This is a genomic window from Streptomyces coryli (genome assembly GCF_011044975.1).
Classification (GTDB): domain Bacteria; phylum Actinomycetota; class Actinomycetes; order Streptomycetales; family Streptomycetaceae; genus Streptomyces; species Streptomyces coryli.
Genome location: NZ_JAAKZV010000050.1, coordinates 14,278 through 39,664, shown reverse-complemented (window position 1 = coordinate 39,664; position 25,387 = coordinate 14,278). Strand labels below are relative to the sequence as shown.

Genomic DNA, 25,387 nt, shown 5'->3' with positions numbered 1-25,387 from the left:
GCGAAACACCCCCGCCACCAGCCAAAACGCCAGGAAACGAAGCCACCCCCCACACCCTGAAACCGCACTGAAACCACCCTGAAGGCGCCCCACCCCAAGCTCTGGGGCATGACGACGACACCGAGCACCCAAGCCATCGCAGCCACCGCGCTGCGCAAGGCCTACGGGGACAAGATCGTCCTCGATGGCATCGACATCTCCGTGCCGCAGGGCACGATCTTCTCGCTCCTCGGCCCGAACGGTGCCGGCAAGACGACCGCCGTGAAGATCCTCTCCACCCTCATCAGTGCCGACGCCGGCTCCGGTGACATTCACATCGGCGGGCACGATCTCGCCACCGACCCGCAGGCGGTACGGGCCGCCATCGGGGTCACCGGGCAGTTCTCCGCCGTGGACGGGCTGATCACCGGTGAGGAGAACATGCTCCTCATGGCCGACCTGCACCACCTCTCCAAGGAAGAGGGCAAGCGGGCCGCCGCCGAGCTGCTCGAGCGGTTCGATCTCACCGAGGCCGCGCAGAAGCCTGCCGCCACCTACTCCGGCGGCATGAAGCGGCGGCTCGACATCGCCATGACGCTGGTCGGCAATCCGCGGATCATCTTCCTCGACGAGCCGACCACCGGTCTCGACCCGCGGTCCCGCCACAACATGTGGGGGATCATCCGCGAGCTCGTGTCCGACGGCGTCACCGTCTTCCTCACCACCCAGTACCTGGAGGAGGCCGACGAGCTCGCCGACCGTATCGCCGTCCTCAACGACGGCAAGATCGTCGCCGAAGGCACCGCCGACGAGCTGAAGCGGCTCATCCCCGGTGGCCACGTCCGCCTCCGGTTCTCCGACCCCGCCGCCTACCAGTCCGCCGGCTACGCGCTCCGCGAGGCGACCCGCGACGACGAGTCCCTCACCCTCCAGATCCCCAGCGACGGCAGCCAGCGCGAGCTCCGCTCCATCCTGGACTGGCTGGACTCCGCCGGCGTCGACGCCGACGAGCTCACCGTCCACACCCCCGACCTCGACGACGTGTTCTTCGCCCTGACCAGCGGCACCAGCAAGCCCAACCAGACCAAGGAGACTGTCCGATGAGCGCCTTCGCCCTCGCCGTACGCGACTCGAACACCATGCTGCGCCGCAACCTGCTGCACGCGAAGCGCTACCCGTCGCTCACCCTGAACCTGCTGCTGACCCCGGTCATGCTGCTGCTGCTCTTCGTCTACATCTTCGGTGACGCGATGAGCGCCGGACTCGGCGCCGGCGCCGACCGAGCCGACTACATCGCGTTCATCGTCCCCGGCATCCTGATGATGACCGTCGGCAGCACCGTCGTCGGGACCGCGGTGTCCGTGGCGATGGACATGTCCGAGGGCATCATCGCCCGCTTCCGTACGATGGCCATCCACCGCGGCTCGATCCTCATCGGGCACGTCATCGGCAGCGTCCTGCAGTGCATCGCCAGCGTGCTGCTGGTCGGGGCGGTCGGCGTGGCCATCGGCTTCCGGTCCACGGACGCCAATGTGCTGGAGTGGCTGGCGGCGTTCGGCCTCACCGCGCTCTACGCCCTCGCCCTGACCTGGATCGCCGTCGGGATGGGCATGATCAGCCCGAACGCCGAGGGTGCCAGCAACGTCGCGATGCCGATGGTCCTGCTGCCGCTGATCTCCTCCGCCTTCGTGCCGGCCGAGTCGATGCCGGGCTGGTTCCAGCCGATCGCCGAATACCAGCCCTTCACCCCGGTGATCGAGACCCTGCGCGGCCTGCTCCTGGGCAGCGAGATCGGGCACAACGGCTGGCTCGCCATCGCCTGGAGCATCGGCCTGGCCGTCCTCGGCTACTACTGGTCGAAGGCGTCCTTCAACCGCGACCCGAAGTAATCGAGATGAGCCCGCGGGCAGCCTCCCGCAAATCGTCCCGCCCCAGGGCGGCGTACTCCGACACCGCGTCGGCGTACGCCGCCCCGTCGGCGTTCTCCGCCGCCTCCCGCGCCCGCTCGGCCGACATCGTCGGCTGGAACTGCCGCTGCACCCGCAGCCGTTCCGCCAGCGCCAGCATCCGCACCCCGGCCGCGTCGCCCTCCACCACCCGGGCCATCCCGAGCGCGTGCAGCACCGTCCCGTACACCGGAAGCTCCGCCGGCCCTGCGGGCGGCGCCGCCAGCAGCGAACGCAGCTGCTCCCGCAGCTGGTCGTGCAGCCCCGCCACCAACTCCAGCCGCCCGGCGTGCGCATGCGCCGTCAGCGCCGTGGACCGGACCTCCAGCGCCCACCGCTCGAAGAACGGGTCCGCCGCATACTCCTGGGCCCCCGCGCCCATCGACTCCACCGCGCTCCGCCACAGCCGCAGCCCCACCTCCGTCGTCCCGCGGGCGAGGGCGATCTCGGCGCGGGTGCCGAGATCGGGGGTCAGCTGCTCGATGCCCTCCGCCGGCTGCTCCAGCTCCGCCTGCCGCAGCCACTCCTCGGCCTCGTCGATCTCGCCGCGCTGCAGACAGGCGAGGACCAGGGCGTGGCGCATGCCGACCGAGTCGCGGTAGCCGCCCTGCGCGAGCAGTATTTCGAGGCCGTCCTTCAGATGCGTGTATGCCTCCTCGCCGCGCTGCACCTGCAGGCACAGCTCGCCGAGCCGGCCATGGCCGATGATCGTCGTGATCGGGCTGCGCAGCGGGCGCAGCGCGGCGACCATCCGCCGCGCCGACTCCAGCGCCCGGTCGTGGTCCCCGGCGCCCTCCCAGAGATACGACGCGACGATCTCGGCCACGCCCGCCAGCAGCGGCTCGCTGCTGCGGCACAGCTCCTGCAGCACCTCGTAGTCCGGCGGCCGCATGTCCGGTACGGCCTGCAGCACCACCGCGAGCGCCCGAACCAGCGTGTCCGGCGGGGCCGCCGGCAGCCGGCGCAGGGTGACCAACTGGCGCACCGCACGCGGCCCGTTGCCCATGAACAGGCTCGCCGTGCAGATCGTCGCCGCGGTGCGCGCCACGTCCGCGTCGGCGGGCTCCGGGTGGTGGTGGGACAGCGGCGGGCCCGACTCGGCGGTGAGGGTGAGCAGCCGCTCGTAGCTGGTGTCGGTGGACCACAGGCAGCCCAGCAGGGCGGTGGTCGCGGCCAGCGTCGGCAGGTCGTCGTGGGCGAGGGCGTGCCGGTGGGCCGGCACGAGGTTGTCCTGCTCGGCCCTGATCAGCTCCCAGATCTGCAGCAGATCCGGGCCGAGGATGGCGTCGTGGTACCGGCGGCCGAAGTCCCGCACCCAGCCGAGGAACCGGGCGGTGGCCGCCTCGTCCTCGCGCGCCTCCACCCGGCGGGCGGCGCAGAACTCCCGTACCGACTCCAGCATCCGGAAGCGCATCCCGGCCGGGGTGTCGGTGGCACGCAGCAGCGACTGGTCGGTGAGCTGCTCGATGAGCAGCAGCGCGTCGCCGTCCCCGTCCGCGAGCACCTGCTCGGCGGCCTCCGCGGTGAAGCCGCCGGGGAAGACGGACAGCGAACGCAGCGCCGCCCGCGCGTCCTGCTCGAGCAGATTCCAGCTCCACTCCACGACGGCGTGCAGCGTCCGGTGCCGCTCCGGCGCGTCCCGCGCGCCCCCGCGCAGCAGCGTGAAGCGGTCGCCGAGGCGGCGGGCGATCTCCGGTACGGACAGCACCCGTACCCGCGCCGCCGCCAGCTCCACGGCCAGCGGCAGCCCGTCGAGATGCCGGCACAGCTGCCGTACGGGCTCGTCCGGCAGCTCCACCCCTGGCCGGGCCGAGCGGGCCCGCTGCCCGAACAGGTCGACCATCGTCTCGAGGCCGAGCTCCGGCAGCCCGTAGACGGACTCCGAGCTGAGGTCGAGCGGGGCGCGGCTGGTGGTCAGCACGCGCAGGTCCTTGGAGGCGGAGACGAGCGACTGGACGAGGGCGGCGACGCCGCCGACGACCTGCTCGCAGTTGTCCAGCACCAGCAGCGCGGGTCCGGAGCCGAGCACGCCGAGGATGGCGGACCCGGCGTCGGAGGACGGTGCGCCCCCGAGGCTGGGCCCCTCGCCCGCGCCGAGCGCGGAGGCCACCTCGGCGGCCACGTCCGCGTCGTCGGTGACGCCCGCGAGCGGCACGAAATACACCACCCGCTGCCGCGCCCGCCGGCTCACGGCGTACGCGAGCCGGGTCTTCCCGAGCCCGCCGGGCCCGGCGACGGTGACGACCCGCGCGGTCTCCAGCAGCCCGGCCACGGCGGCGACATCGGCGTCCCGCCCCAGCAGCGGATTCGGCTCGTGCGGCACCCCATGTCGTACGGTCGGCGCCTCACCGCTCAGCAGCTCCTGCTGTACGGCCTTCAGCGCGGCCCCCGGGTCGGTGCCGAGATCGTCGCGGAGCTCGCGGCGGTACGTCTCGTAGCGCGCGAGGGCCGCGGACGGCCCTGCGGTGCCCGCTATCCCGCGCAGCAGCTCGGCCAGCACCTCCTCGTCCCGCGGGTGCTCCGTGAACACCTCGTCGAGCGGCCCGGCGGCCTCGGAGTGCCGCCCCAGCCGGGCGAGCGCGAGCGCGCGGTGTCGTATCAGGGTGCGACGCACCGGCGCCCGCTCGGCGCGCAACGCGGCTACGGGATCATGGAATTCGTCGTCCCCCGCGTCCTCGCCCACGCCCTCCCACAGCGCCAGCCCCGCATCCGCCGCCGCCAGCGAGCCGGCATGATCCCCCGCCCGCGCCCGCTCGGCACTCGCGGCGGCATGCAGCAGCAGCGCGGAACTGTCCACCTGCTCCGCCCGCAGCCCCAGCCGATACCCGGTGGGCGTGCTCTCGATGACCTCGGCCCCGAGCTGCGACCGCGCCCGCGACACCAGCACCTGAATCGCCTTGCCGGGCCGCTCGGGCTGCTCATCGGGCCACAGCCCCTCGACAAGCCGTCCGGTCCCGGCCCCCGTCTTCAGATCCTCCGCCAGCAACGCGAGCAACCCGCGCAGCCGCGGCGCGGTGATCTCCTGATCGCGATAGGCGACGCGGGGCAGCAAGGTCAGGTCGATGTTCACGGATGCAGAGTAGCCAGTTTGCTCGGCTTCAGGAGCTGCTGGGGATCACGCAGTTCGGCAGCTGCGGTCTGCCGGTCGGCCACCCCAGCCCCACGAACTTCAGCTCGCCCTTGCCTTCCGTGCCCGGATCGAGCTCGACTATGGCGGCCGGCTTGTCGTACGGATTCCCGCTGCTGGTCAGGCAGATGAGGCCGCTGGAGCCCTGCACCCGCGACTGGGAATTCAGCAGTGCCCACTGCGCGCCGACGTCGCGCCGGCTCGGCAGGTCCTCGGTGCCCCCCTGCTGCGCCTGGTGCAGCGCCGTACCGATGGTGATGAGACCGTCGTATACGAGCATCGTGCGGGAGTCCTTCAGGTCCGGTACGGAGCCGAGGTTGATGTTCTCGTCGTGGACGGCGTCGATCTCGTCTTCGAGGCGACCCAGGGCCTCGTCGGGCTCCTTGAGGTATTGCGGCTTGTCCGTGCGCTCGGCCAACTCGGCCTTCCACGCCCCCGGATGCGCCGGCGCCGCGTACTGCACCGTCACCTTCGGCTTGCCGCCCGCACCGCGCAGGTCCCCCCAGTCGTCCTCCGACATGTTCTGCCGCAGCGAGGCGGCGTCGGAGCCGCTGATGATGGTGTAGTGCCGCTTCTCGCACTGCATCGCGGCGAGCTTGAGCGCGAAGATCCGCAGGTGCAGGGTGCGGCCCGCGAAATAGACGGTATCGGCGCTCGATCCGCAGATGTTGTGGGCGATGGAGGCGAACTGATTCCCGGTCGTGCCGGCCTCGTCGATGGCCGGGGACTCGAAGGGGATCGCGGCCTGACCGGCGGGGCCCTTCTCCTTGATGCTGGTGAAAGCGTCCGCCAGCGACTGGACATAGCTGTCCTCGCGGGAGTCGTAGACCAGCACGGTCTTCTGGTTCCGCAGGCCCCGTTCGCCGTTGTAGTCGGCCAGCGCCTTGGCCGCGTCACCGTTGGTGGGGATGATCCGGGCGAGGCCGGGGAATTTCAGCTTGTCCGTGCCGTTCGTGGTCTCCTTGTTGGAGATCCTGTCGCCGCTGATCCGGGAGGCGAGCACCGGAACGCGGTGCTTCGTCAGCCGCTTGACGGCCGCCTCCGTCGTGTCGAGGCTGAGGTTGAAGCCGGTCACGGCGCGCAGTTTGTGCTGCTTCGAGTCGGCCCACTCCAGAAGGGTGTCCACGACGTCCTTCTGCCGCCCGTAATCCCGCCCGGGGTTGGCGAGCGCGAGGCGGATCTTCGGCGGCTCGCCCTCGCCCTCGTTGGCCCGCCGCTGCCCCAGGTACGCGCCCTGCAGGTCGCTGCGTATCTGCCGGCGTACGGACGGCTTGTCGGACTGCAGCGGCAGCATCATCGCCACGGTGACGTGCGGCTGCTTCTCGATCCGCTTGTTCTCGGCGGCGATCGCCTTGGCCACGTCGCTGATCTCGGCGGTCTCGAAGTCATAGCCGTCGGCGTTGACGCCGATGCACTCGCCGTCGATCTTCTCGATGCCGTCGGTGCAGGTGTCGGGCTCCTTCCCCGCCTGGTAGAGCGAGATGCCGCCCCAGACGGCGAGGCCGATCGCGGCCGCGGTGAGCACCGCGATGAGTAGCTGCAACCACCTGGGCATCCCCGTTGTCTCCTCAGAACGATCTACTTCACGCAGGTACAGGGCAGCAGCGGCTGGTCGGCCGATGCCTTGCCCGGCCAAGCGGCCGTTGCCGGACCGATGAGTCCGGCGCCGTCGAACTCCATGCCCCCGAGCACCGCCAGATGCATCCCCAGTGCGCCGTCCAGCGTCGCCGCGATCGGCCGGGTCCGCTCCTGGCAGAGCCACACGGTGTGCAGCAGCTGGTCGACGGTGCGCTGCAGCGGCTCCCCGGGGACCGGGACCCTGCCGAGGGCCCGCTGCAGCCGGGCGTCGGCTCCCGGGGGATACGGCGCCTGGGCGATCTCGAGCAGCTCCGCGCACCACTCCTGGGGCCGCCCGGGCAGCGCGCTCACCAGATGGCCGATGACGTCCGGTACGCCGCCGGACACCAGGTGGTGGTTCATGTGATGCGCGGTCGCCGACCGGAACGCCCCGCCGGGCGGCGGGGACCCGTTCTGCGCCGGGGCCGCCGGGTAGTGGTCCCGCAGCAGCTGATGGTCGGCGTACCAGGCGGCGCCGTCGGGCAGCAGCCCGTACAACCGGTGCAGCAGCAACTGGCGCAGGCCGAAGTCACCGATGAAGTGCCGCTCGCAGCGCGGCCATCCGGCGTCGGCGAGCAGGCGCGCCACCTGATGGGCCCGCAGCTGGTGCAGGTGGCCCTGCTGGTGGTGGCGGAGCACGACGTCGGCGCACTCTTCGTCGTGGGTGATGGACAGGTGGGTGAGCAGATCCAGCCACTGCGAGTGGTGCACGGGCGGCAGCTCCGTCGGCAGCTGGTCCTCGATCAGCTCCTGGACCAGCATCTCCGCCACCGGTCGCGCGGGCGCGACGTCGTCGCGCAGTGGGGCGTCCAGGAGATCGCGGTGGTTGGCGTCGTCCGGCATCCGGAACTCGGAGGACGCGGCGGCCAGTCGGCGCACGGTGTGCGGCCGGCCATTGCTCAGCCGGGTCACGGCGGACTCGATCAGCAGCGCGTGGGCACCGCCCATCGGGGGCGCGCCCGTCTGCCAGCGGGCGATCTCGTCGCTGATCTGGACGTTGGTGAGAAACGGCATCCGCAGCAGCAGCACCCCGTCGGCGAGCGGTGCCTGGGTGGCTCCCGCGGCCGCGCCGTCGGCGGGCCGGGTCCAGGTGGACGGAAAGCCGTCGCCGGGCCGGAACGCCGCCGGCGGGGTCGTCTCGTCCAGCAACTGCCCGCGGTGCAGGAAGGCTCCGCCGTCCGGCCGGCGTGCCGTCCCGACGACGACCACGCGGTCGCGCTGCCCGTCCCGGCGCTCGGCCAGTACGGCGCGGAGCAGGCCCTGCCCGAGCGGTGAGTCGGCGTGGTCGAAGAGCAGCACCGGGCGGCCGACCCGGGACATGACGCCGGTGGGCGACGCGTAATCCGCCTCCAGATCCTCGCGCAGTACGCGGAAGAGGAAGTCCTCCGCCAGCCGCCGCCCGTCCCCGCCGGAGCGGAAGTCGGTGGCGAGGTTCGTCAGCCCGTGCTCGGGCTGACCGCCCGCGCCGCGATAGGCGCCGTAACTCCGCTGCAGCGCCTTCTTGCCGCTGCCGGACGCCGGGCGCGCGAGGACCGCGTTCGCGAGGGCGTTGACGAAGACGCCCGGGATCGGGCCGAGGGTGCCGGTGGCGGCCGTCGTCAGCAGCCCGCTGAGGGTGCCTTTGGTGACGGTGCTCCAGAAGCCGCCCCTGGCCAGGCCGAGCCGGCCGCGCTGCGGGGCGATCCGCTCGTATCGCTCGACCTCGGTGGCGACCGCCGCGGCGCTGCCCGCCTGGACGCCGGGCGCGAGCACCGCGAGGCCGGCGAACAGCCGGGGGAAGGTGAACGAACCCCCCGTACCGTCCCACGTACTCAGCCGCTGCGCGATGTCGAACAGGATCTCCGTCGGCGCCGAGCGGGCGCCGGGCTCCAGCTCGGCCTGCGTCGCGTACTGGGGCCGGCGGCAGTCCACGTAGATCACCGGCAGCTTCTTCGCGAACCGGTCCCGGACCTCGCGCAGCACCCGCTCCTTGCCCATGCCGGGCCCGCCGGTGAGCAGCACCACGGGCAGATCGGGCCCGTACAGCGGATCCTGTCGGGAGCCATCGGAAGCCCGCCCGAACAGGCGGGCAAAAAAGCCCTCCTTGCTCAGCAGACTCTCCAACCCCACGACCTCAGGCACAGACGCTCCCATGGACTGCACACACGCCCGAATGGGCGCACCAGTGACCGATGTGGCAGAGAACCTAACGGATCAACATGGAAAACGTCTGCGAAATGGCAGGCAGACGACGGGACTTGGCGCATTCATATGCGCACCGCCCACGGCAGCGACAGCGACGACATTCGCAGTACTTTACCTTCCGGATGGTAAAGTGGCGGCATGGCAAGCAACGCAAAGATTCGGATTCTGGACGGGGCGCTGGAGCTGCTCCGGGCCGAGGGGGGCGGGACGATCACGCTGGATGCCGCGGCCAAGCAGGTCGGGGTGACCAAGCCGGGGCTGATGTATCACTTTCCGACCAAGGAAGCCCTGATGCTCGCGGTCGTCGACCACGCCGCCGGGCGATGGGTGACCCTCCTGCAGGAGCGTCTCGGGCAGCCCGTCGAGACGGCGACTCCGCAGCAGCGGATCCGCGCCTACGTCCAGGTCGCCCTGACCGAGCAGTTCGACCGCGCCGACTACGCGATCTGCTGCGACGCGCTGTACCGCGACGCCCTCACCGAGGGCTGGACCCGGCGTCTCGGCCCCTGGCTCGACCTGCCCGACGACCTGCCGGCGTCGGTCCACGGCCGGCTGACCGCCGCCCGCCTGCTCGCCGACGGCTACTGGACCGCCGTCGCCACCGGCGTCTTCCCCGTCCCGGACCGCGACCGCGACCTACTCCTTGCCGTCGCGGACGAACTCCTCGAGGACGAGACCGTGTCATGAGGCAATGGCTGCTGCTCGCCGCGGCGATCCTGCTCGAGGTCACCGCCACGCTCGCGCTGCGCGCGGCCCTGGACGCCCCGGCCTGGTACCTCCTTGTCGTCGTCGGCTACGTCGGCGCGTTCACCGCCCTGTCCCTGGTGCTGCGCGCCGGGATGGGACTGGGCGTCGCCTACGGCATCTGGGCCGCCTGCGGCGTCGCCCTCACCGCACTCATGGCGAAGGTCATCTTCGGCGACCCGCTGACTGCCCTGATGGGCGTGGGTATCGGCCTGGTCATCGCGGGCGTGATGTGCGTGGAACTCGGCTCCCAGGCCGCACACGCCCGCCAGGCCCGCGAGGCATCCCGAGCCGGCGGCGCATCCCGAGCAGGCGGCCCATCCCGTACGGAAGGAGCGCAGGCATGACCTGGCTCTTCCTCACCGGCGCGATCCTGACCGAGACCACCGCCTCCCTCTCGCTGCGGATGGCCTCCCGGGGCGGCAGCAGGAAGTGGTTCCTCGCCGTGGTCACCGGCTTCCTGGCCGCCTTCGCCTTTCTCACCCTCGCCCTGGACGGCGGCATGGCCCTCGGCGTCGCCTACGGCATCTGGGCCGCAACCGGCGTCGCCCTGGCCGCCATCTCCTCCCGCATCCTCTTCCGCGAACCCCTCACCAAGGTCATGGGCCTCGGCATCGCCCTGATCGCCACCGGCGTCCTCCTCATCGAACTCGGCGCCGCTCACTGACACCTGGCGGCGACGGCCGCGCCGGCGGCCCCCTCCGCCGCCCGGCCTGCCGCAACCGCGCCGCCTGCCGGGCCCGCAGGCCATAGCGCCGCGCCAGAGCGAACTCCTCCCGCTGTCGCCGCCGCATCGCCCGCCGCTCCGTCGCAGCGGCGATGCGGCCGTAGACACCGCCGTAACTCTCCGTATCGCCATTCCCGTTCATGTCACACAGAGTGACACACGGGTCTGACAGCGAGCGTCAGTACGCCGTCGGATACGCGGGGGCGACCGCGGCCTTGCGGGCCTTTCGGCCCCGGATCGACAGCAGGATTCCGCCGATGACCGCCAGCAGCCCGGGTACGCCGAACACCGCCGCCATCGTCAGGTATTCGTTGTCGATGCTGGCCTTCACGCGCGGGGTCGTGCCGTCGTCCCCAGGGCCGAAGTACTTCCCGGCGCCGATGGTGCCCACCGGCATCGACCCGATGCCCTTGACCTTCGCCGCGGTCCGCAGCGCCGCCGCGGCGTTGATCTGGCCGTAGCCGGTGAGCGGCGAATACGAGCCAGGATGCGAGGCCGACTTCTGCAGCACCTGGACCACCTGGGCCGGTGACAGCTTCGGGTACTTCGCCTGCACCAGCGCCGCGGTGCCCGCGGTCAGCGCGGCGGCGGGCGAGGTGCCGTCGCCGGACTTACGGCCCTTGCCGCGGTTGTCGGCGCCGTAGATGTCCACGCCGGGCGCCGCGACGTCCACGTAGTTGTGGACCGAGGAGAAGGAGGCGCGGGAGCCGCCCGGCTGGGTGGCCGCCACCGTGAGCACGCCCGGGTAGCCGGCCGGATAGCCGATGTTGTTCTCGTCGTCGCCGTTGCCGGTCTCGTCGATCCGGCTCAGGTCGCCGCTGTTCCCGGCGGAGGCGACCACGGTCACGCCCTTGGAGAGCGCGTACTGGATCGCGTTGGCCTCGCCCCCGTCGTAGCGCGCCGTCCAGCTGGCGTCGCCGAGCGACATCGAGATGACGTCGGCGTCGTGCTTCACCGCGTAGAGAATCGCGTCCCGCAGCGCGTCCACGGGGCCGTCGTTGCTCCCCGGGCCCTCCTGCATGGCCTCGTTCCAGGTCTTGTAATCGGGGTCCTCGCGGTCGCGGATGGCCCGCAGTCCGAGGACCTTCGCGTTCGGCGCGACGTCCAGCACGCTCGACGCCATGGACGTGCCGTGCCCGCCGTACCAGGACTCCTTCTGGTCGTCCTCATTAAGGAAGTCCGGGCCGTTCTTGGCGCGGCCCGCGAGCACCGGCTGGTCGGTGACGATGCCGGAGTCGATGACGGCCACCGTCATGCCGTCGCCCTTGCTCACGGCGTGCGCCGCCGGCAGCGACATCGCCTGCCGCTCCCAGCCGGGCGTGGCCGCGACGGCGGTGCCCGGGGCGGTGCCGACCAGCGCGGCCGCGAGGCCGCCCGCCAGGGCCGCGAGGGCCGTCTTGTTCAGGCGCCTCACTTTGTCTCCTCGCCTTCCATGACCCGCGGGAACGTGCGGCTGAAGATGCTCGCGAGCTCGTCGGCCATCTTCGGGAAGAGCCGCACCTCGTCCGGCCCCTGATCCGCCCAAGTGCCGGGCAGATAGCCGAACTTGCGCTTGAGGTCCGTATGCCCGGCGGTGACGGCCACGGCATAGGGGGCGTTCTCGTCGACCGTGGTGATCGCGGTGACGGCGCCGCCGAAGGCCCGCCACTGCGCGGCCGGGGTATTCGGCACGGCGATCGGCCTGATGGGGGGCTTCACCGGGTCAGTGGTCCGGCGCGCGTTGACGGCTTCGTCGAACTCGGCGGCCAGCGACTGGGAGGCCTTGTTCGAGCGGGTGACGACGAGCGCCACCGTGGCGGCGTACTTGCCGGTGTCGTCGGTGTACGTGGCCGCCAGGACCTGCTTGCAACCGGCCGATTCGGCCTGCTTCTTGAACGGGCCGCCCAGGTTCTCGTCGCAGGAGAAGCCCTTGCGGAGGATGCCCTGCCGGGTCCAGCCGGTGTTGGCCTGGATGATGGAGGTGTCCTTGAGGTGCGCCGGGAAGATCTTGTCCGACCTGAGGTTGTGCCAGGCCTTGGCGGCGAACTCCGGGTTGGTCTCGGTGCGCTGCGCGTTGTTGACGGCCGCCGCGATCACCGCCAGCGCGCCGAGTATCGGGAACACGCCCAGCACGATCAGGACGACGCCCCATATTCGCGCCTTCCGCCCGGGGGCGCGGCCGCCGCCGGGGGGCGGCGGCGGGGGGAACCCGCCGCCCTGCTGCGGGAATCCGCCGCCCTGCTGCGGCACATAGCCCGGTGGGGCCGGCGCCTGCTGATAGCCCACACCGGGTTGCGGCGGCGGATAGTACCCGCCCTGCTGGGGCTGGGCCCCGGCGGCGGGTGAATACGGCGGGGGCCCCGGCTGCCACGGAGGCGGGGCGGAAGCGGGCGACACGTACTGATTCCCCTCGTTGGTGTCAGACTCCGGTTTACGCACCCCGTAGCTGCCGGGAGAGCGAAGCAACCGTTTACTGCGACCCGCATGTTATGTGAAAGGTCAAGAGCCGGCGGCGCCGGGTCGGTGTATCACGCACGGAAGCCCCCGCCGAGGTGTACTCGGCGGGGGCTTCCGTGTATCGGCGGTTTAGATGTCGAAGTACAGCTCGAACTCGTGCGGGTGCGGCCGCAGCTGCAGCGGGGCGATCTCGTTCTCCCGCTTGTACTCGACCCACGTCTCGATCAGGTCGGACGTGAAGACGCCGCCGGCCTGCAGGTACTCGTTGTCCTGCTCCAGGGCGCTCAGCACGGCCGGCAGCGAGGTCGGGACCTGCGCGACCCCGGCGTGCTCCTCCGGAGCGAGCTCGTAGAGGTCCTTGTCGATCGGCTCGGCCGGCTCGATCTTGTTCTTGATGCCGTCGAGGCCGGCCATCATCAGCGCCGAGAAGGCCAGGTACGGGTTCGAGGACGGGTCCGGCGCGCGGAACTCGACGCGCTTGGCCTTCGGGTTCGAGCCGGTGATCGGGATACGCATGGCCGCGGAGCGGTTGCGCTGCGAGTACACCAGGTTCACCGGCGCCTCGAAGCCCGGCACCAGGCGGTGGTACGAGTTCACCGTCGGGTTGGTGAAGGCCAGCAGCGACGGGGCGTGCTTCAGGATGCCGCCGATGTAGTAGCGGGCGGTGTCCGAGAGGCCCGCGTAGCCCTGCTCGTCGTAGAACAGCGGGTCGCCGTTCGACCACAGCGACTGGTGCACGTGCATGCCCGAGCCGTTGTCGCCGAAGATCGGCTTCGGCATGAAGGTCGCGGTCTTGCCGTTGCGCCAGGCGACGTTCTTCACGATGTACTTGAAGAGCATCAGGTCGTCGGCCGCGGCGAGCAGCGTGTTGAACTTGTAGTTGATCTCGGCCTGGCCGGCCGTGCCCACCTCGTGGTGCTGGCGCTCGACCTGGAGGCCGTTCTTGATCAGCTCGAGGGAGATCTCGGCGCGCAGGTCGGCGAAGTGGTCGACCGGGGGAGCGGGGAAGTAGCCGCCCTTGTAGCGGACCTTGTAGCCGCGGTTGCCGCCGTCCTCGAGGGCGCCGGTGTTCCAGGCGCCGGCCTCGGAGTCGATCTCGTAGAACGAGCGGTTCGCGGTGGTCTCGAAGCGGGCGCTGTCGAAGACGTAGAACTCGGCCTCCGGGCCGAAGTACGCGGTGTCGGCGATGCCGGAGGAGGCGAGGTACGCCTCGGCCTTCTTGGCCACGTTCCGCGGGTCACGGCTGTACTGCTCGCCGGTGATCGGGTCGTGGATGAAGAAGTTGATGTTGAGGGTCTTGTCCTTGCGGAACGGGTCCACGCGGGCCGTCGACAGGTCCGCTACCAGCCCCATGTCGGACTCGTGGATCGCCTGGAAGCCGCGGATCGACGAGCCGTCGAACATCAGCTGCTCGGTCGGGTCGAAGGTCTCGACCGGGACCGTGAAGTGCTGCATGATGCCCGGCAGGTCGCAGAAGCGGACGTCGACGAACTTCACGTCGTTGTCCGCGATGAACTTCCGAGCCTCGTCGGCGTTCTGGAACATCAAACTCCTCCTAGTCCCGCCACGCGCGTCGGTGGTGGCGGGGCGCTCAGTGGCAGCCAGTGCGGTGGCATGCCTGCCCGACCCTAGGCACGGGGGATTTCTCGAGCGTGACCCATTTGTTTCGGCGATGTTAACCAGATCTCCGGTGCCCGCCCCCGCCCGCCGCTCTTCGCGGGGTGTCGCAGTACCTTTGGACGCGTGGGCGAAATGGATGGACGTCAGGCAGCCGGGTCATGGCTCTCCGGGCCGCGTGCAGCGGCCGAGAGCATGGGCGTGGACTTCGGATACCGCGGCGAGCAGCTGGGGCTTCCCAAGGAAGGGCGGGGCTCGGTCGCCTCGGTGGGGAGGCGCATCGGCGCGCTCTTCATCGACTGGCTGATGTGCCTGCTGATCGCATACGGCCTGTTCGCCCGTGGCGAAAGCACCACGGCGGGGAACTGGACGCTGGGGATCTTCTTCGTGATGACGGCGCTGACCGTCGGCACGGTCGGGCTGACGCCCGGCAAGGCCGCCCTGCGGATCCGGGTGGAGTCGATCGACGGCGGCCGGGTCCCGTTCGTACGGGTGCTGGCCCGCACGGTGCTCCTGTGCCTGGTCATCCCGGCCGTGGTCTGGGACCGCGATACGCGCGGCCTGCACGACCGCGTGGCCCGGTCCGTGGTCGTACGCCTCTGAGTCCTGGAGCGCTCCGACAGACGTGAATGGGCCCTGGTGCACTGCACCGGGGCCCATTCACGTCGTAAGAGATTCAGCGCGCCTTGCCGCCACCCTTGGGCATCCGCATGCCCTTCGGCATCGGGCCCTTCGGGATCGGCATGTTCGACATCAGGTCGCCGAGCGCCTTCAGCCGGTCGTTGACCGTCGTGACCTGCGGGCCGGAGAGCGAGCGCGGGAGCTTCACCAGCGTGGTGCGGAGCTTCTTCAGCGGGACCTGGCCCTCGTCGTTGCCGACCACGACATCGTGGACCGGGACATCCGCGACGATCCGCGACATCTTCTTCTTCTCGGCCGCCAGCAGGCCCTTCACCCGGTTCGGGTTGCCCTCGCCGACGAGCACGATGCCGGCCTTGCCGACCGCGCGGTGGACGACGTCCTGGCTGCGGTTCATGGCCACGGCCGGGGTGACGGTCCAGCCGCGCTTCATGTTGTCCAGCACGGCCGCCGCGGCGCCGGGCTGGCCCTCCATCTGGCCGAAGGCGGCCCGCTCGGCCCGGCGGCCGAAGACGATCGCCATGCCCAGCAGGGCCAGCAGCAGACCAAGAATGCCCAGGTAGATCGGGTGCCCAATGGCAAATCCGATGCCGACGAGGGCGCCGAGAATGACGATGCCCACGGCCGCGACCACGAGGCCGACCTTGGGATCAGCCCTCTTGGTCATCTTGTAGGTGAGAGCGATCTGCTTCAGTCGCCCGGTGTTCTCTGGGGGTGCCGTGCTCGCCATAAGACGAAAGTTTACGTGGGCTGAGCGCCTCGGGTCGCGGTGGCCCTCATCACGACCTCGGTCTCCCGCCGGTCCTTGGCCCGCCGGCGGTCCTCGAGTACCGCATTCCAGGCATTGCGCCGCGCGGTCCGCTGGCCGTCGCCCAGCAGCACCCGCTCGATCCTGCGCAGCGTGTCCATGACGTGCCCCCCTGTAGTTGTGAAGGAGATGATGAGTGGGCCGGGCTCCATACTCACCCACCGGTGTTACCAGTGCGTGACCAAGGGGTCAAACCCGATGAAAGCCCGGCCCTCCCGTGAGAGTGCGGCGGTTACGCGGCGGCCGCGCCCCGGCGCTCCATGGCCTGCTTGTACAGCCGGCCCGCGCGGTACGAGGACCGGACCAGCGGCCCGGACATCACGCCGGAGAAGCCGATCTCCTCGGCCTCCTGCTGCAGCTCCACGAACTCCTCCGGCTTCACCCAGCGCTCCACCGGGTGGTGCCGCGGCGTCGGCCGCAGGTACTGGGTGATGGTGATCAGCTCGCAGCCCGCCTCGTGCAGGTCCTTCAGCGCCTGGCTGACCTCTTCGCGCTCCTCGCCCATGCCGAGGATGAGGTTCGACTTCGTCACCAGCCCGGCCTCGCGGGCGCGGGTGATGACCTCCAGCGAGCGCTCGTAGCGGAAGGCCGGGCGGATGCGCTTGAAGATGCGCGGGACCGTCTCGACGTTGTGCGCGAGCACCTCGGGCCGGGAGGAGAAGACCTCGGCCAGCTGCTCGGGGACGGCGTTGAAGTCGGGGATCAGCAGCTCGACGCCGGTGTCCGGCATCGCGGCGTGGATCTGGCGGACCGTCTCCGCGTACAGCCAGGCGCCGCCGTCCTCGAGGTCGTCGCGGGCGACGCCGGTGATGGTGGCGTAGCGCAGCTCCATCTGCTGGACGGACTCGGCCACCCGGCGCGGCTCGTCGCGGTCAAGCTCGGCCGGCTTGCCGGTGTCGATCTGGCAGAAGTCGCAGCGCCGGGTGCACTGCTCGCCGCCGATCAGGAAGGTGGCCTCGCGGTCCTCCCAGCATTCGAAGATGTTGGGACAGCCCGCCTCCTGGCAGACCGTGTGCAGCCCCTCGCTCTTCACCAGCTTCTGCAGGGCGTTGTACTCGGGACCCATTTTCGCCCGGGTCTTGATCCACTCGGGCTTGCGCTCAATGGGGGTCTGGCTGTTCCGGACCTCCAGGCGGAGCATCTTGCGACCGTCGGGTGCGACAGCGGACACGTCCGGGCTCCTCAGTTCTGTGCTGGGCTGCGGTAAGTCAGCATCTTCGATTTCGCGCCGCTCACCAGCGTACGCCTTCGGTTATGCGGGTCGACCGTTGCATGGGGTTACGAGTTCACACGGCCCGGGGGAGCGGGCTGGCGTTCTCGAGGACCGCGCGCAGGTGCTTCTCCACGACAGGGAGAACCTCGGCGACCGGCACTTCTCTTCCCAGCTCGTTCGACAAAGAGGTCACGCCCGCGTCGCGGATGCCGCACGGCACGATGCGGTCGAACCAGGTGTTGTCCGGATTCACGTTGATCGCGAAGCCGTGCATGGTCACGCCCTTGGCGACGCGGATGCCGATCGCGGCGAGCTTGCGGTCCTCGCGGCGCTGGCCGGCGTTGGACGGCGCGTACTCGGGACCGGCGAGGCGCGGGTCGTACTCGTCGTCGTCCTGCATGCGCGGATCGAGGTCCAGGGACAGCCCGCCGAGCTTCTGCTCGACCGGGTCGCCCAGCACCCACACGCCGCTGCGGCCCTCGATCCGGGTGGTCTCGACGCCGAATTCCGTGGCCGTACGGATCAGCGCCTCCTCGAGGCGGCGCACGTGCGCGACCACGTCGACCGGGCGCGGGAGCTTGAGGATCGGATAGCCGACGAGCTGGCCAGGGCCGTGCCAGGTGATCTTGCCGCCGCGGTCGACGTCCACCACCGGGGTGCCGTCGAGCGGCCGCTCGTTCTCCGCGGTGCGCCGGCCGGCCGTATAGACCGGGGGGTGCTCGAGGAGCAGGCAGGTGTCGGGGATCTCGTCGGCGAACCGGGCCGAGTGCACCTGCCGCTGCTCCTGCCAGGCCGCCTGGTACTCGACCGCGTCCTCGCCGAACCCCAGATGAACGAAGCGCAGCTCGCCCACGTCTTCTCCCATTAGCTCAGTGTCGCGTCCTTAGCCACTGTACGGCCGGGCGTACGGGACCTACCCACCGAGGTCGGGCGGCAGCTTTACGACCGCTCCTCACACGATCGGATGAATGCCGGACGAAGGTGGCGATCAGGGCGGATCTGGTCGCTACATTCCGTCGCGTCCTCCCAGGCGCAGGCAGGAGACCCTCCAGGTGACCGACCGACCCGCACAGCGCACCCCGAACCGTCAGCTAGCCGCGCTCATCGCGGAAGCCGGGTTCTCCAATGCCGGGCTCGCCCGCAGAGTCGACCAGCTCGGTATCGAGCATGGCCTCGATCTCAGATATGACAAGACCTCGGTCACCCGCTGGCTGCGCGGGCAGCAGCCGCGCGGCACCACGCCGGCGCTGATCGCCGAGGTGTTCACCCGCCGGCTCGGCCGCCGGCTGTCCGCCCAGGACCTCGGCCTCGACGCGTGCGCGCCGGTGTACGCGGGCCTGGAATTCGCGGCCTCCCCGGCGGAGGCGGTGGACATCGTCAGCGGGCTGTGGCGCAAGGACACCGGCAGCCAGGCCGAGCTGCGCAAGATCGCCTTCACCCCGGCGGGTCTGGTCGTGCCGAGCCGGGACTGGCTCATCGGCCGCCCCGACGAGCGGGTGGCCCGCGGAGAACAGGGCGTCGACGGTGCGGCCAAGGCCGCCGCCAATGCCGTCAAGCCGGTACGGGTCCCGTCGCAGGCCCGCGGCCCGCGGCCGGCCGTGGCGGGGCGTTCCGGCGGCGAGTCGGTGGACCGGCTGCCAGGGCAGCGGGTCACGCAGGGCGACATCGCCGCGCTGCGCTCGGTCGCGGAGCTCTTCCGCGCCCTGGACCACGCGTACGGCGGCGGGCACGCCCGGCAGGCGCTGGTGCGGTATCTCGAGCACGAGGTCGAGCCGATGCTGCGGGGCACGTACAGCGAGGTGACCGGGCGGCGGCTGTTCGCGGCGGCCGCGGATCTGACCCGGCTGGCGGGCTGGACCTCGTACGACATCGGGGCGCACGGTCTCGCCCAGCGGTACTTCGTGCAGGCGCTGCGGCTGGCGCAGGCGGCCGGCGACCGGGGGTACGGGGCGTATGTCCTGGTCACCATGAGCCGGCAGGCGGTCTATCTCGGGCACGGCAGGGAAGCGGTGCAGCTGGCGCGGGTGGCGCAGCAGGGCGCGGGCAGCAATGTGCCGGCGACGGTGCAGGCGCTGCTGCACGCGGCGGAGGCGCGCGGGCACGGCGTGCTCGGTGAGGTGCGCGCCTCCACGTCCTCGCTGGCGCGGGCGGAGCGCGCCCTGGAGACGGCGCGGCCCGGGGACGAAGTGCCGCACTGGGCGCGGTTCTTCGACGAGGCGCAGCTGGCCGACGAGTTCGGGCACTGCCACCGGGACCTGCAGCAGTACCGGGCCGCGGCGCAGCATGCCGAGCGGTCGCTGCAGCTGCGGGGGCAGGGGTATGCGCGCAGCCGGCTGTTCTGCCGGGTGGTGCTGGCGTCGGCGCGGCTGGGGCTCGGCGAGCTGGAGCAGGCGTGTGTGCTCGGCGCGGAGGCGGCGCAGCAGGCCGCGGAGATGCGGTCCGCGCGGGCGCGGGAGTACGTGAAGGACTTCGAGCGGCGGCTCGAGCCTTATCGGGACGCGGCGCCGGTGCGGGGGTATCGGGAGCGGGTGGCGGCGCTCGTGTAGGCCGCCGCCAGCGCTTTACGCCGCCTGGCGCAGGTCGGGGAGCGGGGCCGGGCGGCAGCCGAAGTCGTTCAGCAGGGCGGTGGCCGCCCGCCTCCCCGAGTGGAGCGCCCCCTGCGGGGTGCTCGTATCGCGGTGGTCGCCGCAGACGTACAGGCCGCACACCAGGCGGACCGGGCGGTGCAGGTCGTGCGGCGGAGGCATGGCCGGGACCGCCTCCGGGTCGTGGTGGGCGGCCAGCAGCTCCCAGTCCTCCGCGGGAGTGCCGTACAGGCGGCCCAGCTGGGCGCGCGACGTCTTGTCCAGGACGGTGACCGGCTCGTACGCCGCCGCGCCCAGGATCGTCGAGGTGATCAGCGGCCGCCCGGACGCCGACCGCGCCGGGTCCGTCTCGCTGGCCACCGCCGTGTGCGCCACCGGCCCGTCCGAGCCCTCGGCCGCCAGCACCAGCGCGGGCTCCCGCAGCGGCGGCTCGGGGGCGGTGTGATGCAGCACCGTCACCGGGTGGAAGTCCGGCAGCCGCAGGCCGGGCAGCAGGTCGGACGCCGCGCGGGCGCCGGTGGCGACCAGCACCGAGCGGCAGGGCAGCGCCTCGCCGTCGGCGGTCCGTACCGCCGTCGTGTCCACGGAGACCGCCCGCTTTCCGGTACGGAGCACGCCGCGCGGCAGCACCGCCGCGAGCCGGTCGGGGACGGTGCCGGCGCCGCCCTCCGGGAGGCAGACGTGTCCGCGGGCGAACGAGCGCAGCGCGAGGTCCGCGACACGGCTCGACGTGATGAGGCCGGGGTCGCTGAGCAGTGCGGCGAGGAGCGGGCGGAGCAGGCCGGCGCCGGCCGACTCGGCCGCCGCGCGTTCCGGGCGGGACAGCAGGCGCTGCGGCGAGGCCGTGGCCAGCCGGGAGAGCGCGGTGGTGAGGCGGGCCTCCTCCAGCGCGCCGGACAGCGGGGCGCCGGTGAGCGGGCCGCGGGCCGCGGCGGCGAGGGCGCGTGCGGTGGTGAGTGCGCCCCCTGTGCTCCGGTGGCGGCCGATGTGGTGGCGGGTGGCGGGGCGGTCCGGCTGGTCGGCGACGACGAGGCCGGCCGTGAACGGGCGCAGCGGCAGGTCGTGCAGGCCGGGGGTGCGGCGGAGTTCGGGATACGAGGCGTTCAGCAGGTGCGGGGTGTGGTCGAGGCGAAAGCCGTCGACGGTGTCGGTGGCCATCCGGCCGCCGGGGCGGTCGGCGGCCTCCAGGACGATGACGGAGAGGCCCGCGCGGGTCAGGTGCTGTGCTGCCGCGAGTCCGGCGAGGCCCGCGCCGACGATCACCACGTCCGTGCTGTCGTCGTGGTGGGTGCGGGGTGCGAAGCTCAGCACGGTGCCCTCCCGGGGGGTGTGCGGATATAGGCCGTGCGGCCCCTTGCGCGCCAGGGCGCCTGTTTCATGCCCGGTGGGGCGGTCGGCTACCCGGCACTTGGGCACGCTAGGCGGAATTTCGTCCGCTTCGCAGCGCGCATGGCTTGGGCACGGGGGCATGGCGGGCGCGTAGTCGCCTGGCGGCGGGCTGTGGGGCTGCGGTGCCGAGGGGCGTTCGCCTCGGGGGCCGGGCGCGTGGCGGGGGCACGTCCTCACGCGGCACCGACATATTTGGCTGCGCGTGCTGCCCATCCCCGTGCTGCGGGCGCGCCCCGCCCCGCGCCCTCGTTGCGTACCCGGGTGCGGTCCCCGCTCAGTCGCGCAGCGCTGCCTTGATGGCGTCGTCGATGCCCGGGAAGGCGAAGGAGAAGCCCGAGTCCAGGAGGCGGCGGGGGATGACGCGTTGGCTGCCCAGGACGTCTTCGGCGAAGTCGCCGAGGGCGATGCGCAGGGCCGGGGTCGGGACCGTGAGGAGGGTCGGGCGGTGCAGGACGCGGCCCATCGCCGCCGTGGCCTCGCGGTTCGTGACCGGCTCCGGGGCGGTCAGGTTGACCGGGCCCGTGAGCCAGTCCGTGTCGATCAGGTGCCGGAGGGCCGCGATGTGGTCGTGCAGGGCGATGAAGGACCAGTACTGGTTGCCCTTGCCCAGGCGGCCGCCCAACCCCAGCTTGAAGAGCGGGAAGAGCCGGCCCCACGCGCCGCCGTGCCGCGAGACCACCAGACCCGTGCGGGCCAGGAGCGTGCGGACGCCCGCCTCGGCCGCCGGCTCCGCCGCGGCCTCCCACTCCTGGCATACGTCCGACAGGAAGCCCTCGCCCGGGGGTGTCGATTCGTCCACCCGGCGGTCGCCCGTGTCGCCGTAATAGCCGACCGCGCTGCCCGAGACGAAGACCTTCGGCGGCACGTCGAGCGTCGCGATGGCCTCGGCGATGGCCGCCGTGCCCAGCACCCGGCTGTCCCGGATCTCACGCTTGTAGGCCTCGGTCCAGCGGTGGTCGCCGACGCCCGCGCCCGCCATGTGCACCACCGCGTCGCAGCCCGCGAGGCCCGCCGTGTCCACGTACTGCCGCTTGGGGTCCCAGCGCACCTCGCCGTCGCCGGCCGGCTCCCGGCGGACGAGCCTGACCACCTCGTGGCCGTCCGCGAGCAGGGAGCGGACGAACGCGGTGCCGACGAGTCCGGTCGAGCCGGTGACTGCGATACGCATGGGAATATCCTGCCTGCTCCGCAGGCGCTTCGTGGCACAGTGGGCTGATGCCGTCCCTTGTCATACGCCTCGCCACCCTCGCCGACGGGGCCGAACTGCTCGACCTGGACCTGCGCTGCTGGTCGACGCTGCACTCCGTGCAGGACCGCCCGCAGCCGCCGTACGAGCCGTTCTTCGCCGCCCGTAACCGCCCGGACGACTTCCTGGTCGCCGAGCTCGACGGGCGGCTGGCCGGGTACATCAAGGTCGTCCCGCCCACCCCGCTCGCCGCCTCCGTCCACGTCCGGCAGATCCAGGGCCTGATCGTCGACGAGTGGGCGCGCGGCAAGGGCGTCGGCCGGGCGCTGCTGCGCGGCGCCGCGGACCACTCCCGCGGCCAGGGGGCCCGGCGGCTGACGCTGCGCGTGCTCGGGCACAATGCGCCGGCCAGGCGGCTTTACGAGGCCGAGGGGTTCGCCGTCGAGGGTGTGCTGCCGGAGGAGTTCCTGCTCGGCGGGCAGTACGTGGACGACGTGCTGATGGGCCGCAGCCTCAAGGACTGAGACCGCAAAAGGAGGACTCAGTCCTCTCTGAACTGCTCCCACAGCTTCGGGAAACGTTCCGCCAGCGCCTCGTCGTCCTCGAAGTCCAGCGCCGCGCCCACCGGTTCCGGCGGAGGCGGCGGCAGCTCGAGCTCGGGCCGCTCGAGCCCGGTGAGCTGCTCGTACGCCTCGTCGGCGGCGAAGCCGAGGCCCTCCGCGTCGCCGTCCGCCTCGGGGTCGAAGTCCTCCAGCAGGTCCGCGAGGTCGTCCGGGTCGCCGTGCAGCGCGCCCTCGAAGACCGCCCGGCCCTGGCCGATCAGCCAGCAGCGGAAGTTGTCGAAGGCGTCGTCGCTCGCCCCGTCCAGCAGCACCCAGGCCGCGCCCCACACGTCCCAGCGGTACGAGCGGTTCATCCGGGACTCGAAGTGCCGGGCGAAGTCGAGCACGGAGTCGGGGTCGAGCGCCGTCAGGCGGTCGACCAGCAGGTCGGCGTGGTCGTCGGGATCGCCGTCCGACGCCACGCGGGAGCTGTCGATCAGCTCCCAGAACTCCGACTCTTCCATCACGAGGTACAGGATCGTTCCTCGGGCGCTGTTACGCACGCGGAGTGCGGGGATCCGTGCGTATCGATCCGGACGGAATCTCCGCCGGAATGGCGACAGAGGTTGTCGGGATTCGCTGCGAACGTGTGGTCCATGAGCGAAGAGAAGGTACTTGCGGGCAAGGTCGCCCTGGTCGCAGGCGCGACGCGGGGCGCGGGCCGGGCGATGGCGGTGGCGCTGGGCGCGAAGGGCGCCACCGTGTACGCGACCGGGCGGACCACGCGGACTCAGGTCAGCGAGGTCGGACGGAAGACGGAGACGATCGAGGAGACCGCGGAGCTGGTGACCGCGGCGGGCGGCGAGGGCATCGCCGTACCGACGGATCACCTGGAGCGGGAGCAGGTGAAGGCGCTGCTCGACCGGATCGAGCGGGAGCGGGGGCGGCTCGACGTCCTGGTGAACGACCTGTGGGGCGGGGAGCACCTGGTCGAGTTCGGCAAGAAGATGTGGGAGATCGACCTGGAGCGCGGCCTGCGCATGCTGGAGCTCGGGGTGAAGAGCCACATCATCACCAGCTGGTACGCGCTGCCGCTGCTGGTGCGCACCGGTGACGCGCTGCTGGTGGAGATCACCGACGGCACGGCGGAGTCGAACCAGCCGTACCGCGAGATGTTCTTCTACGACCTGGCCAAGAACGCCCCGATCCGGATGGCGTTCAACATCGGCCATGAGCTGAAGGAGTCGGGCGGGACGGCGGTGGCGGTGTCGCCGGGATTCCTGCGCTCGGAGCAGATGCTGGACACCTTCAAGACCACCGAGGAGACCTGGCGGGATTCGGTGGGGAAGACGGCGCCGAAGGAGTTCGCGCTGTCCGAGTCGCCGTATCTGGTGGCGCGCGGGGTCGCGGAGCTGGCGGCGGACCAGGGCCGGGCGCGCTGGAACGGGGAGTCGCTGTACAGCGGGCAGCTGGCGAAGGAGTACGGCTACACGGACACGGACGGCACGCTGCCGGACAGCTGGCCGTACTTCAGCCGGCTGATGCGCGGCGAGGACCCGGGGGACCCGGAGAGCTACCGGTCGCGGCCGTAGATCTCCATCCAGCGGGCGGCGGCCTCCGCGAACCGCTCCCGTAGCTCCGGCGGCCCCAGCACCTCGGCCTCAGGGCCGAGGCTCAGCAGCTGGCTGTAGCCGATCTCCAGCGACTCCACCGGCAGGGTCACCGTGACCCTGCCGGCGGGGTCCGGCCGGCTCGCCGCCAGCGCCTCCTCCGCCGCCGCCCGGTCCGTCACGAACGGGAGCCGCCGCGCCCCCGCCGAGGTCAGCCGCACGGTCACCTCGTCATGCAGGATCGAGCGCGCGAAGTCGGCCGCCCGGTCCGCCCAGAAGGCGGGCAGGTCGAAGCTCTCGTCCCGCTCGAAGCGCTCGCCGGTCTGCGCTGCGTGCTCGATGCGGTCCATCCGGTACGTGCGGAAGCCGCCCCGCTCGCCGTCCACCCGCGCGACCAGATACCAGACCCCGGCCTTCAGCACGAGGCCGTAAGGCTGCAACTCCCGCTCCACCGGATCCGCCTCAGGGCGCCGCCGGTACGTCACCGCCAGCCGCCGGTCGTCCCACACCGCCTCCGCCACCGCCGGCAGCCACTCCGGGGTCTCCGGCTCGCGCCACCAGCCCGGCGCGTCCAGGTGGAAGCGCTGGGCCGCGCTGTCCGAGGCGTCGCTGAGCTCGGGCAGCAGGGCGGCCGAGACCTTCAGCCGGGCCGCGGACGCGGCGTCGTCGAGGCCCATGTCGCGCAGGGCGCCCGGGACTCCGGAGAGGAAGAGCGCCTCGGCCTCGGTGCGGCCGAGGCCGGTGAGCCGCGTGCGGTAGCCGCCCATCAGGCGGTAGCCGCCGATGCGGCCGCGGTCGGCGTAGACCGGGATGCCCGCCTCGCTCAGCGCCTGCACGTCCCGCTGCACCGTCCGCTCGGTGACCTCGAGCCGCTCGGCGAGCTCGGCGGCGGTCAGCGAGCCGCGGGACTGCAGCAGGAGTACGAGGTGGATCAGCCGGGCAGCACGCATGGGGACATCATGCGCGCGGCATGGCGGCGCGGTGCGCCGACGCTGCTAACGTCGCGTCAGGTCTGCCGGTAATGAGAGCAAAAGGTGC

The 25,387-nt window shown here is 71.6% G+C and carries 23 protein-coding genes; 9 read left to right on the top strand and 14 right to left on the bottom strand.

Annotation, left to right across the window (positions count from 1 at the left end):
- Positions 1-108 precede the first annotated feature (108 nt).
- Positions 109-1,083, top strand: coding sequence for an ATP-binding cassette domain-containing protein (locus G5C51_RS14290; protein WP_165237121.1), 975 nt, complete (start codon positions 109-111; stop codon positions 1,081-1,083).
- Entirely contained in the window at positions 1,080-1,868 is a 789-nt protein-coding gene (locus G5C51_RS14285) for an ABC transporter permease (RefSeq protein WP_165237119.1), read from the top strand. Before G5C51_RS14290 ends, G5C51_RS14285 begins: the two co-directional genes overlap by 4 nt.
- Here the strand turns inward: G5C51_RS14285 and G5C51_RS14280 are convergent.
- From G5C51_RS14280 to G5C51_RS14270, 3 genes are read right to left on the bottom strand one after another with little or no spacing between them, the layout of a single operon-like run.
- Positions 1,849-4,995 carry a BTAD domain-containing putative transcriptional regulator gene (locus tag G5C51_RS14280; protein WP_165237117.1) on the bottom strand — a complete coding sequence of 1,049 codons (3,147 nt, stop codon included), beginning with the start codon at positions 4,993-4,995 and terminating at the stop codon, positions 1,849-1,851. The two genes, G5C51_RS14285 and G5C51_RS14280, sit on opposite strands and share 20 nt — an antisense overlap.
- Before the next feature lie 28 nt (positions 4,996-5,023).
- Positions 5,024-6,607, bottom strand: coding sequence for an ABC transporter substrate-binding protein (locus tag G5C51_RS14275; protein WP_206313820.1), 1,584 nt, complete (start codon positions 6,605-6,607; stop codon positions 5,024-5,026).
- A 23-nt stretch (positions 6,608-6,630) separates the two neighbouring features.
- Positions 6,631-8,790, bottom strand: coding sequence for a hypothetical protein (locus G5C51_RS14270; RefSeq protein ID WP_165237115.1), 2,160 nt, complete (start codon positions 8,788-8,790; stop codon positions 6,631-6,633).
- A gap of 201 nt (positions 8,791-8,991) precedes the next feature.
- Here G5C51_RS14270 and G5C51_RS14265 point away from each other — a divergent pair, with 201 nt between their 5' ends.
- From G5C51_RS14265 to G5C51_RS14255, 3 genes are read left to right on the top strand one after another with little or no spacing between them, the layout of a single operon-like run.
- Positions 8,992-9,540, top strand: coding sequence for a TetR/AcrR family transcriptional regulator (locus G5C51_RS14265; protein WP_165237113.1), 549 nt, complete (start codon positions 8,992-8,994; stop codon positions 9,538-9,540).
- Positions 9,537-9,944 carry a DMT family transporter gene (locus G5C51_RS14260; protein WP_165237111.1) on the top strand — a complete coding sequence of 136 codons (408 nt, stop codon included), beginning with the start codon at positions 9,537-9,539 and terminating at the stop codon, positions 9,942-9,944. The genes G5C51_RS14265 and G5C51_RS14260 overlap by 4 nt, the downstream gene beginning before the upstream one ends.
- Entirely contained in the window at positions 9,941-10,264 is a 324-nt protein-coding gene (locus G5C51_RS14255) for a DMT family transporter (RefSeq protein ID WP_165237109.1), read from the top strand. Before G5C51_RS14260 ends, G5C51_RS14255 begins: the two co-directional genes overlap by 4 nt.
- Positions 10,265-10,502: 238 nt before the next feature.
- Here G5C51_RS14255 and G5C51_RS14250 read toward each other — a convergent pair whose 3' ends face one another.
- The 3 genes from G5C51_RS14250 to glnA form a co-directional block, all read right to left on the bottom strand.
- The gene (locus G5C51_RS14250; protein ID WP_165237107.1) at positions 10,503-11,738 is read right to left on the bottom strand and encodes a S8 family serine peptidase; all 1,236 of its coding nucleotides are present in this window, start codon (positions 11,736-11,738) and stop codon (positions 10,503-10,505) included.
- Positions 11,735-12,589: a hypothetical protein gene (locus G5C51_RS14245; RefSeq protein ID WP_165237105.1), complete on the bottom strand. Its 855-nt coding sequence runs from the start codon at positions 12,587-12,589 to the stop codon at positions 11,735-11,737. Before G5C51_RS14245 ends, G5C51_RS14250 begins: the two co-directional genes overlap by 4 nt.
- A gap of 300 nt (positions 12,590-12,889) precedes the next feature.
- Positions 12,890-14,305 (bottom strand): type I glutamate--ammonia ligase, encoded by a 1,416-nt coding sequence (glnA, locus tag G5C51_RS14240; protein ID WP_165237103.1) that lies wholly within the window; start codon positions 14,303-14,305, stop codon positions 12,890-12,892.
- A 207-nt stretch (positions 14,306-14,512) separates the two neighbouring features.
- On the opposite strand from glnA, the gene G5C51_RS14235 reads away from it, so the two are divergent.
- Positions 14,513-14,980, top strand: coding sequence for an RDD family protein (locus G5C51_RS14235; RefSeq protein ID WP_165237129.1), 468 nt, complete (start codon positions 14,513-14,515; stop codon positions 14,978-14,980).
- Between the two features lie 73 nt (positions 14,981-15,053).
- Here G5C51_RS14235 and G5C51_RS14230 read toward each other — a convergent pair whose 3' ends face one another.
- The 4 genes from G5C51_RS14230 to lipB form a co-directional block, all read right to left on the bottom strand.
- Positions 15,054-15,746 (bottom strand): DUF4191 domain-containing protein, encoded by a 693-nt coding sequence (locus G5C51_RS14230; RefSeq protein ID WP_165237101.1) that lies wholly within the window; start codon positions 15,744-15,746, stop codon positions 15,054-15,056.
- An 11-nt stretch (positions 15,747-15,757) separates the two neighbouring features.
- Positions 15,758-15,976 (bottom strand): hypothetical protein, encoded by a 219-nt coding sequence (locus tag G5C51_RS14225; RefSeq protein ID WP_165237127.1) that lies wholly within the window; start codon positions 15,974-15,976, stop codon positions 15,758-15,760.
- Between the two features lie 80 nt (positions 15,977-16,056).
- Complete coding sequence (gene lipA / locus G5C51_RS14220; RefSeq protein WP_165237099.1) at positions 16,057-16,995, bottom strand: lipoyl synthase; 939 nt, start codon at positions 16,993-16,995, stop codon at positions 16,057-16,059.
- 115 nt (positions 16,996-17,110) lie between these two features.
- The gene (gene lipB / locus G5C51_RS14215; protein ID WP_165237125.1) at positions 17,111-17,890 is read right to left on the bottom strand and encodes a lipoyl(octanoyl) transferase LipB; all 780 of its coding nucleotides are present in this window, start codon (positions 17,888-17,890) and stop codon (positions 17,111-17,113) included.
- A gap of 199 nt (positions 17,891-18,089) precedes the next feature.
- Between lipB and G5C51_RS14210 the strand changes: the two genes are divergently transcribed.
- Positions 18,090-19,583: an NsdA family TPR-like regulatory protein gene (locus G5C51_RS14210; RefSeq protein WP_165237097.1), complete on the top strand. Its 1,494-nt coding sequence runs from the start codon at positions 18,090-18,092 to the stop codon at positions 19,581-19,583.
- Between the two features lie 15 nt (positions 19,584-19,598).
- Here G5C51_RS14210 and G5C51_RS14205 read toward each other — a convergent pair whose 3' ends face one another.
- Complete coding sequence (locus G5C51_RS14205; RefSeq protein WP_338118139.1) at positions 19,599-20,933, bottom strand: NAD(P)/FAD-dependent oxidoreductase; 1,335 nt, start codon at positions 20,931-20,933, stop codon at positions 19,599-19,601.
- A 352-nt stretch (positions 20,934-21,285) separates the two neighbouring features.
- Positions 21,286-22,179 (bottom strand): TIGR01777 family oxidoreductase, encoded by an 894-nt coding sequence (locus tag G5C51_RS14200; protein WP_165237093.1) that lies wholly within the window; start codon positions 22,177-22,179, stop codon positions 21,286-21,288.
- A gap of 47 nt (positions 22,180-22,226) precedes the next feature.
- On the opposite strand from G5C51_RS14200, the gene G5C51_RS14195 reads away from it, so the two are divergent.
- Complete coding sequence (locus G5C51_RS14195; RefSeq protein ID WP_165237091.1) at positions 22,227-22,721, top strand: GNAT family N-acetyltransferase; 495 nt, start codon at positions 22,227-22,229, stop codon at positions 22,719-22,721.
- Positions 22,722-22,738: 17 nt separating this feature from the next.
- Here the strand turns inward: G5C51_RS14195 and G5C51_RS14190 are convergent, their stop codons facing one another.
- A complete protein-coding gene (locus G5C51_RS14190) occupies positions 22,739-23,266 on the bottom strand; it encodes a DUF4240 domain-containing protein (protein ID WP_338118138.1) in 528 nt (175 codons plus the stop codon).
- A gap of 129 nt (positions 23,267-23,395) precedes the next feature.
- On the opposite strand from G5C51_RS14190, the gene G5C51_RS14185 reads away from it, so the two are divergent.
- Positions 23,396-24,331 carry an SDR family oxidoreductase gene (locus tag G5C51_RS14185; RefSeq protein ID WP_165237089.1) on the top strand — a complete coding sequence of 312 codons (936 nt, stop codon included), beginning with the start codon at positions 23,396-23,398 and terminating at the stop codon, positions 24,329-24,331.
- On the opposite strand, the gene G5C51_RS14180 is transcribed toward G5C51_RS14185, so the two are convergent.
- On the bottom strand, positions 24,313-25,299 hold the full coding sequence (locus G5C51_RS14180; protein ID WP_165237087.1) for a helix-turn-helix transcriptional regulator: 987 nt from the start codon (positions 25,297-25,299) through the stop codon (positions 24,313-24,315). The two genes, G5C51_RS14185 and G5C51_RS14180, sit on opposite strands and share 19 nt — an antisense overlap.
- Positions 25,300-25,387 lie beyond the last annotated feature (88 nt).

Bases quoted from the DNA above. Each gene is read 5' to 3' on its own strand.
- G5C51_RS14290 (WP_165237121.1), top strand. From the start codon at position 109: ATGACGACGACACCGAGCACCCAAGCCATCGCAGCCACCGCGCTGCGC.
- G5C51_RS14285 (WP_165237119.1), top strand. From the start codon at position 1,080: ATGAGCGCCTTCGCCCTCGCCGTACGCGACTCGAACACCATGCTGCGC.
- G5C51_RS14275 (WP_206313820.1), bottom strand. From the start codon at position 6,607: ATGCCCAGGTGGTTGCAGCTACTCATCGCGGTGCTCACCGCGGCCGCG.
- G5C51_RS14265 (WP_165237113.1), top strand. From the start codon at position 8,992: ATGGCAAGCAACGCAAAGATTCGGATTCTGGACGGGGCGCTGGAGCTG.
- G5C51_RS14260 (WP_165237111.1), top strand. From the start codon at position 9,537: ATGAGGCAATGGCTGCTGCTCGCCGCGGCGATCCTGCTCGAGGTCACC.
- G5C51_RS14255 (WP_165237109.1), top strand. From the start codon at position 9,941: ATGACCTGGCTCTTCCTCACCGGCGCGATCCTGACCGAGACCACCGCC.
- glnA (WP_165237103.1), bottom strand. From the start codon at position 14,305: ATGTTCCAGAACGCCGACGAGGCTCGGAAGTTCATCGCGGACAACGAC.
- G5C51_RS14235 (WP_165237129.1), top strand. From the start codon at position 14,513: ATGGATGGACGTCAGGCAGCCGGGTCATGGCTCTCCGGGCCGCGTGCA.
- G5C51_RS14230 (WP_165237101.1), bottom strand. From the start codon at position 15,746: ATGGCGAGCACGGCACCCCCAGAGAACACCGGGCGACTGAAGCAGATC.
- G5C51_RS14225 (WP_165237127.1), bottom strand. From the start codon at position 15,976: ATGGAGCCCGGCCCACTCATCATCTCCTTCACAACTACAGGGGGGCAC.
- G5C51_RS14200 (WP_165237093.1), bottom strand. From the start codon at position 22,179: ATGCGTATCGCAGTCACCGGCTCGACCGGACTCGTCGGCACCGCGTTC.
- G5C51_RS14195 (WP_165237091.1), top strand. From the start codon at position 22,227: ATGCCGTCCCTTGTCATACGCCTCGCCACCCTCGCCGACGGGGCCGAA.
- G5C51_RS14185 (WP_165237089.1), top strand. From the start codon at position 23,396: ATGAGCGAAGAGAAGGTACTTGCGGGCAAGGTCGCCCTGGTCGCAGGC.
- G5C51_RS14180 (WP_165237087.1), bottom strand. From the start codon at position 25,299: ATGCGTGCTGCCCGGCTGATCCACCTCGTACTCCTGCTGCAGTCCCGC.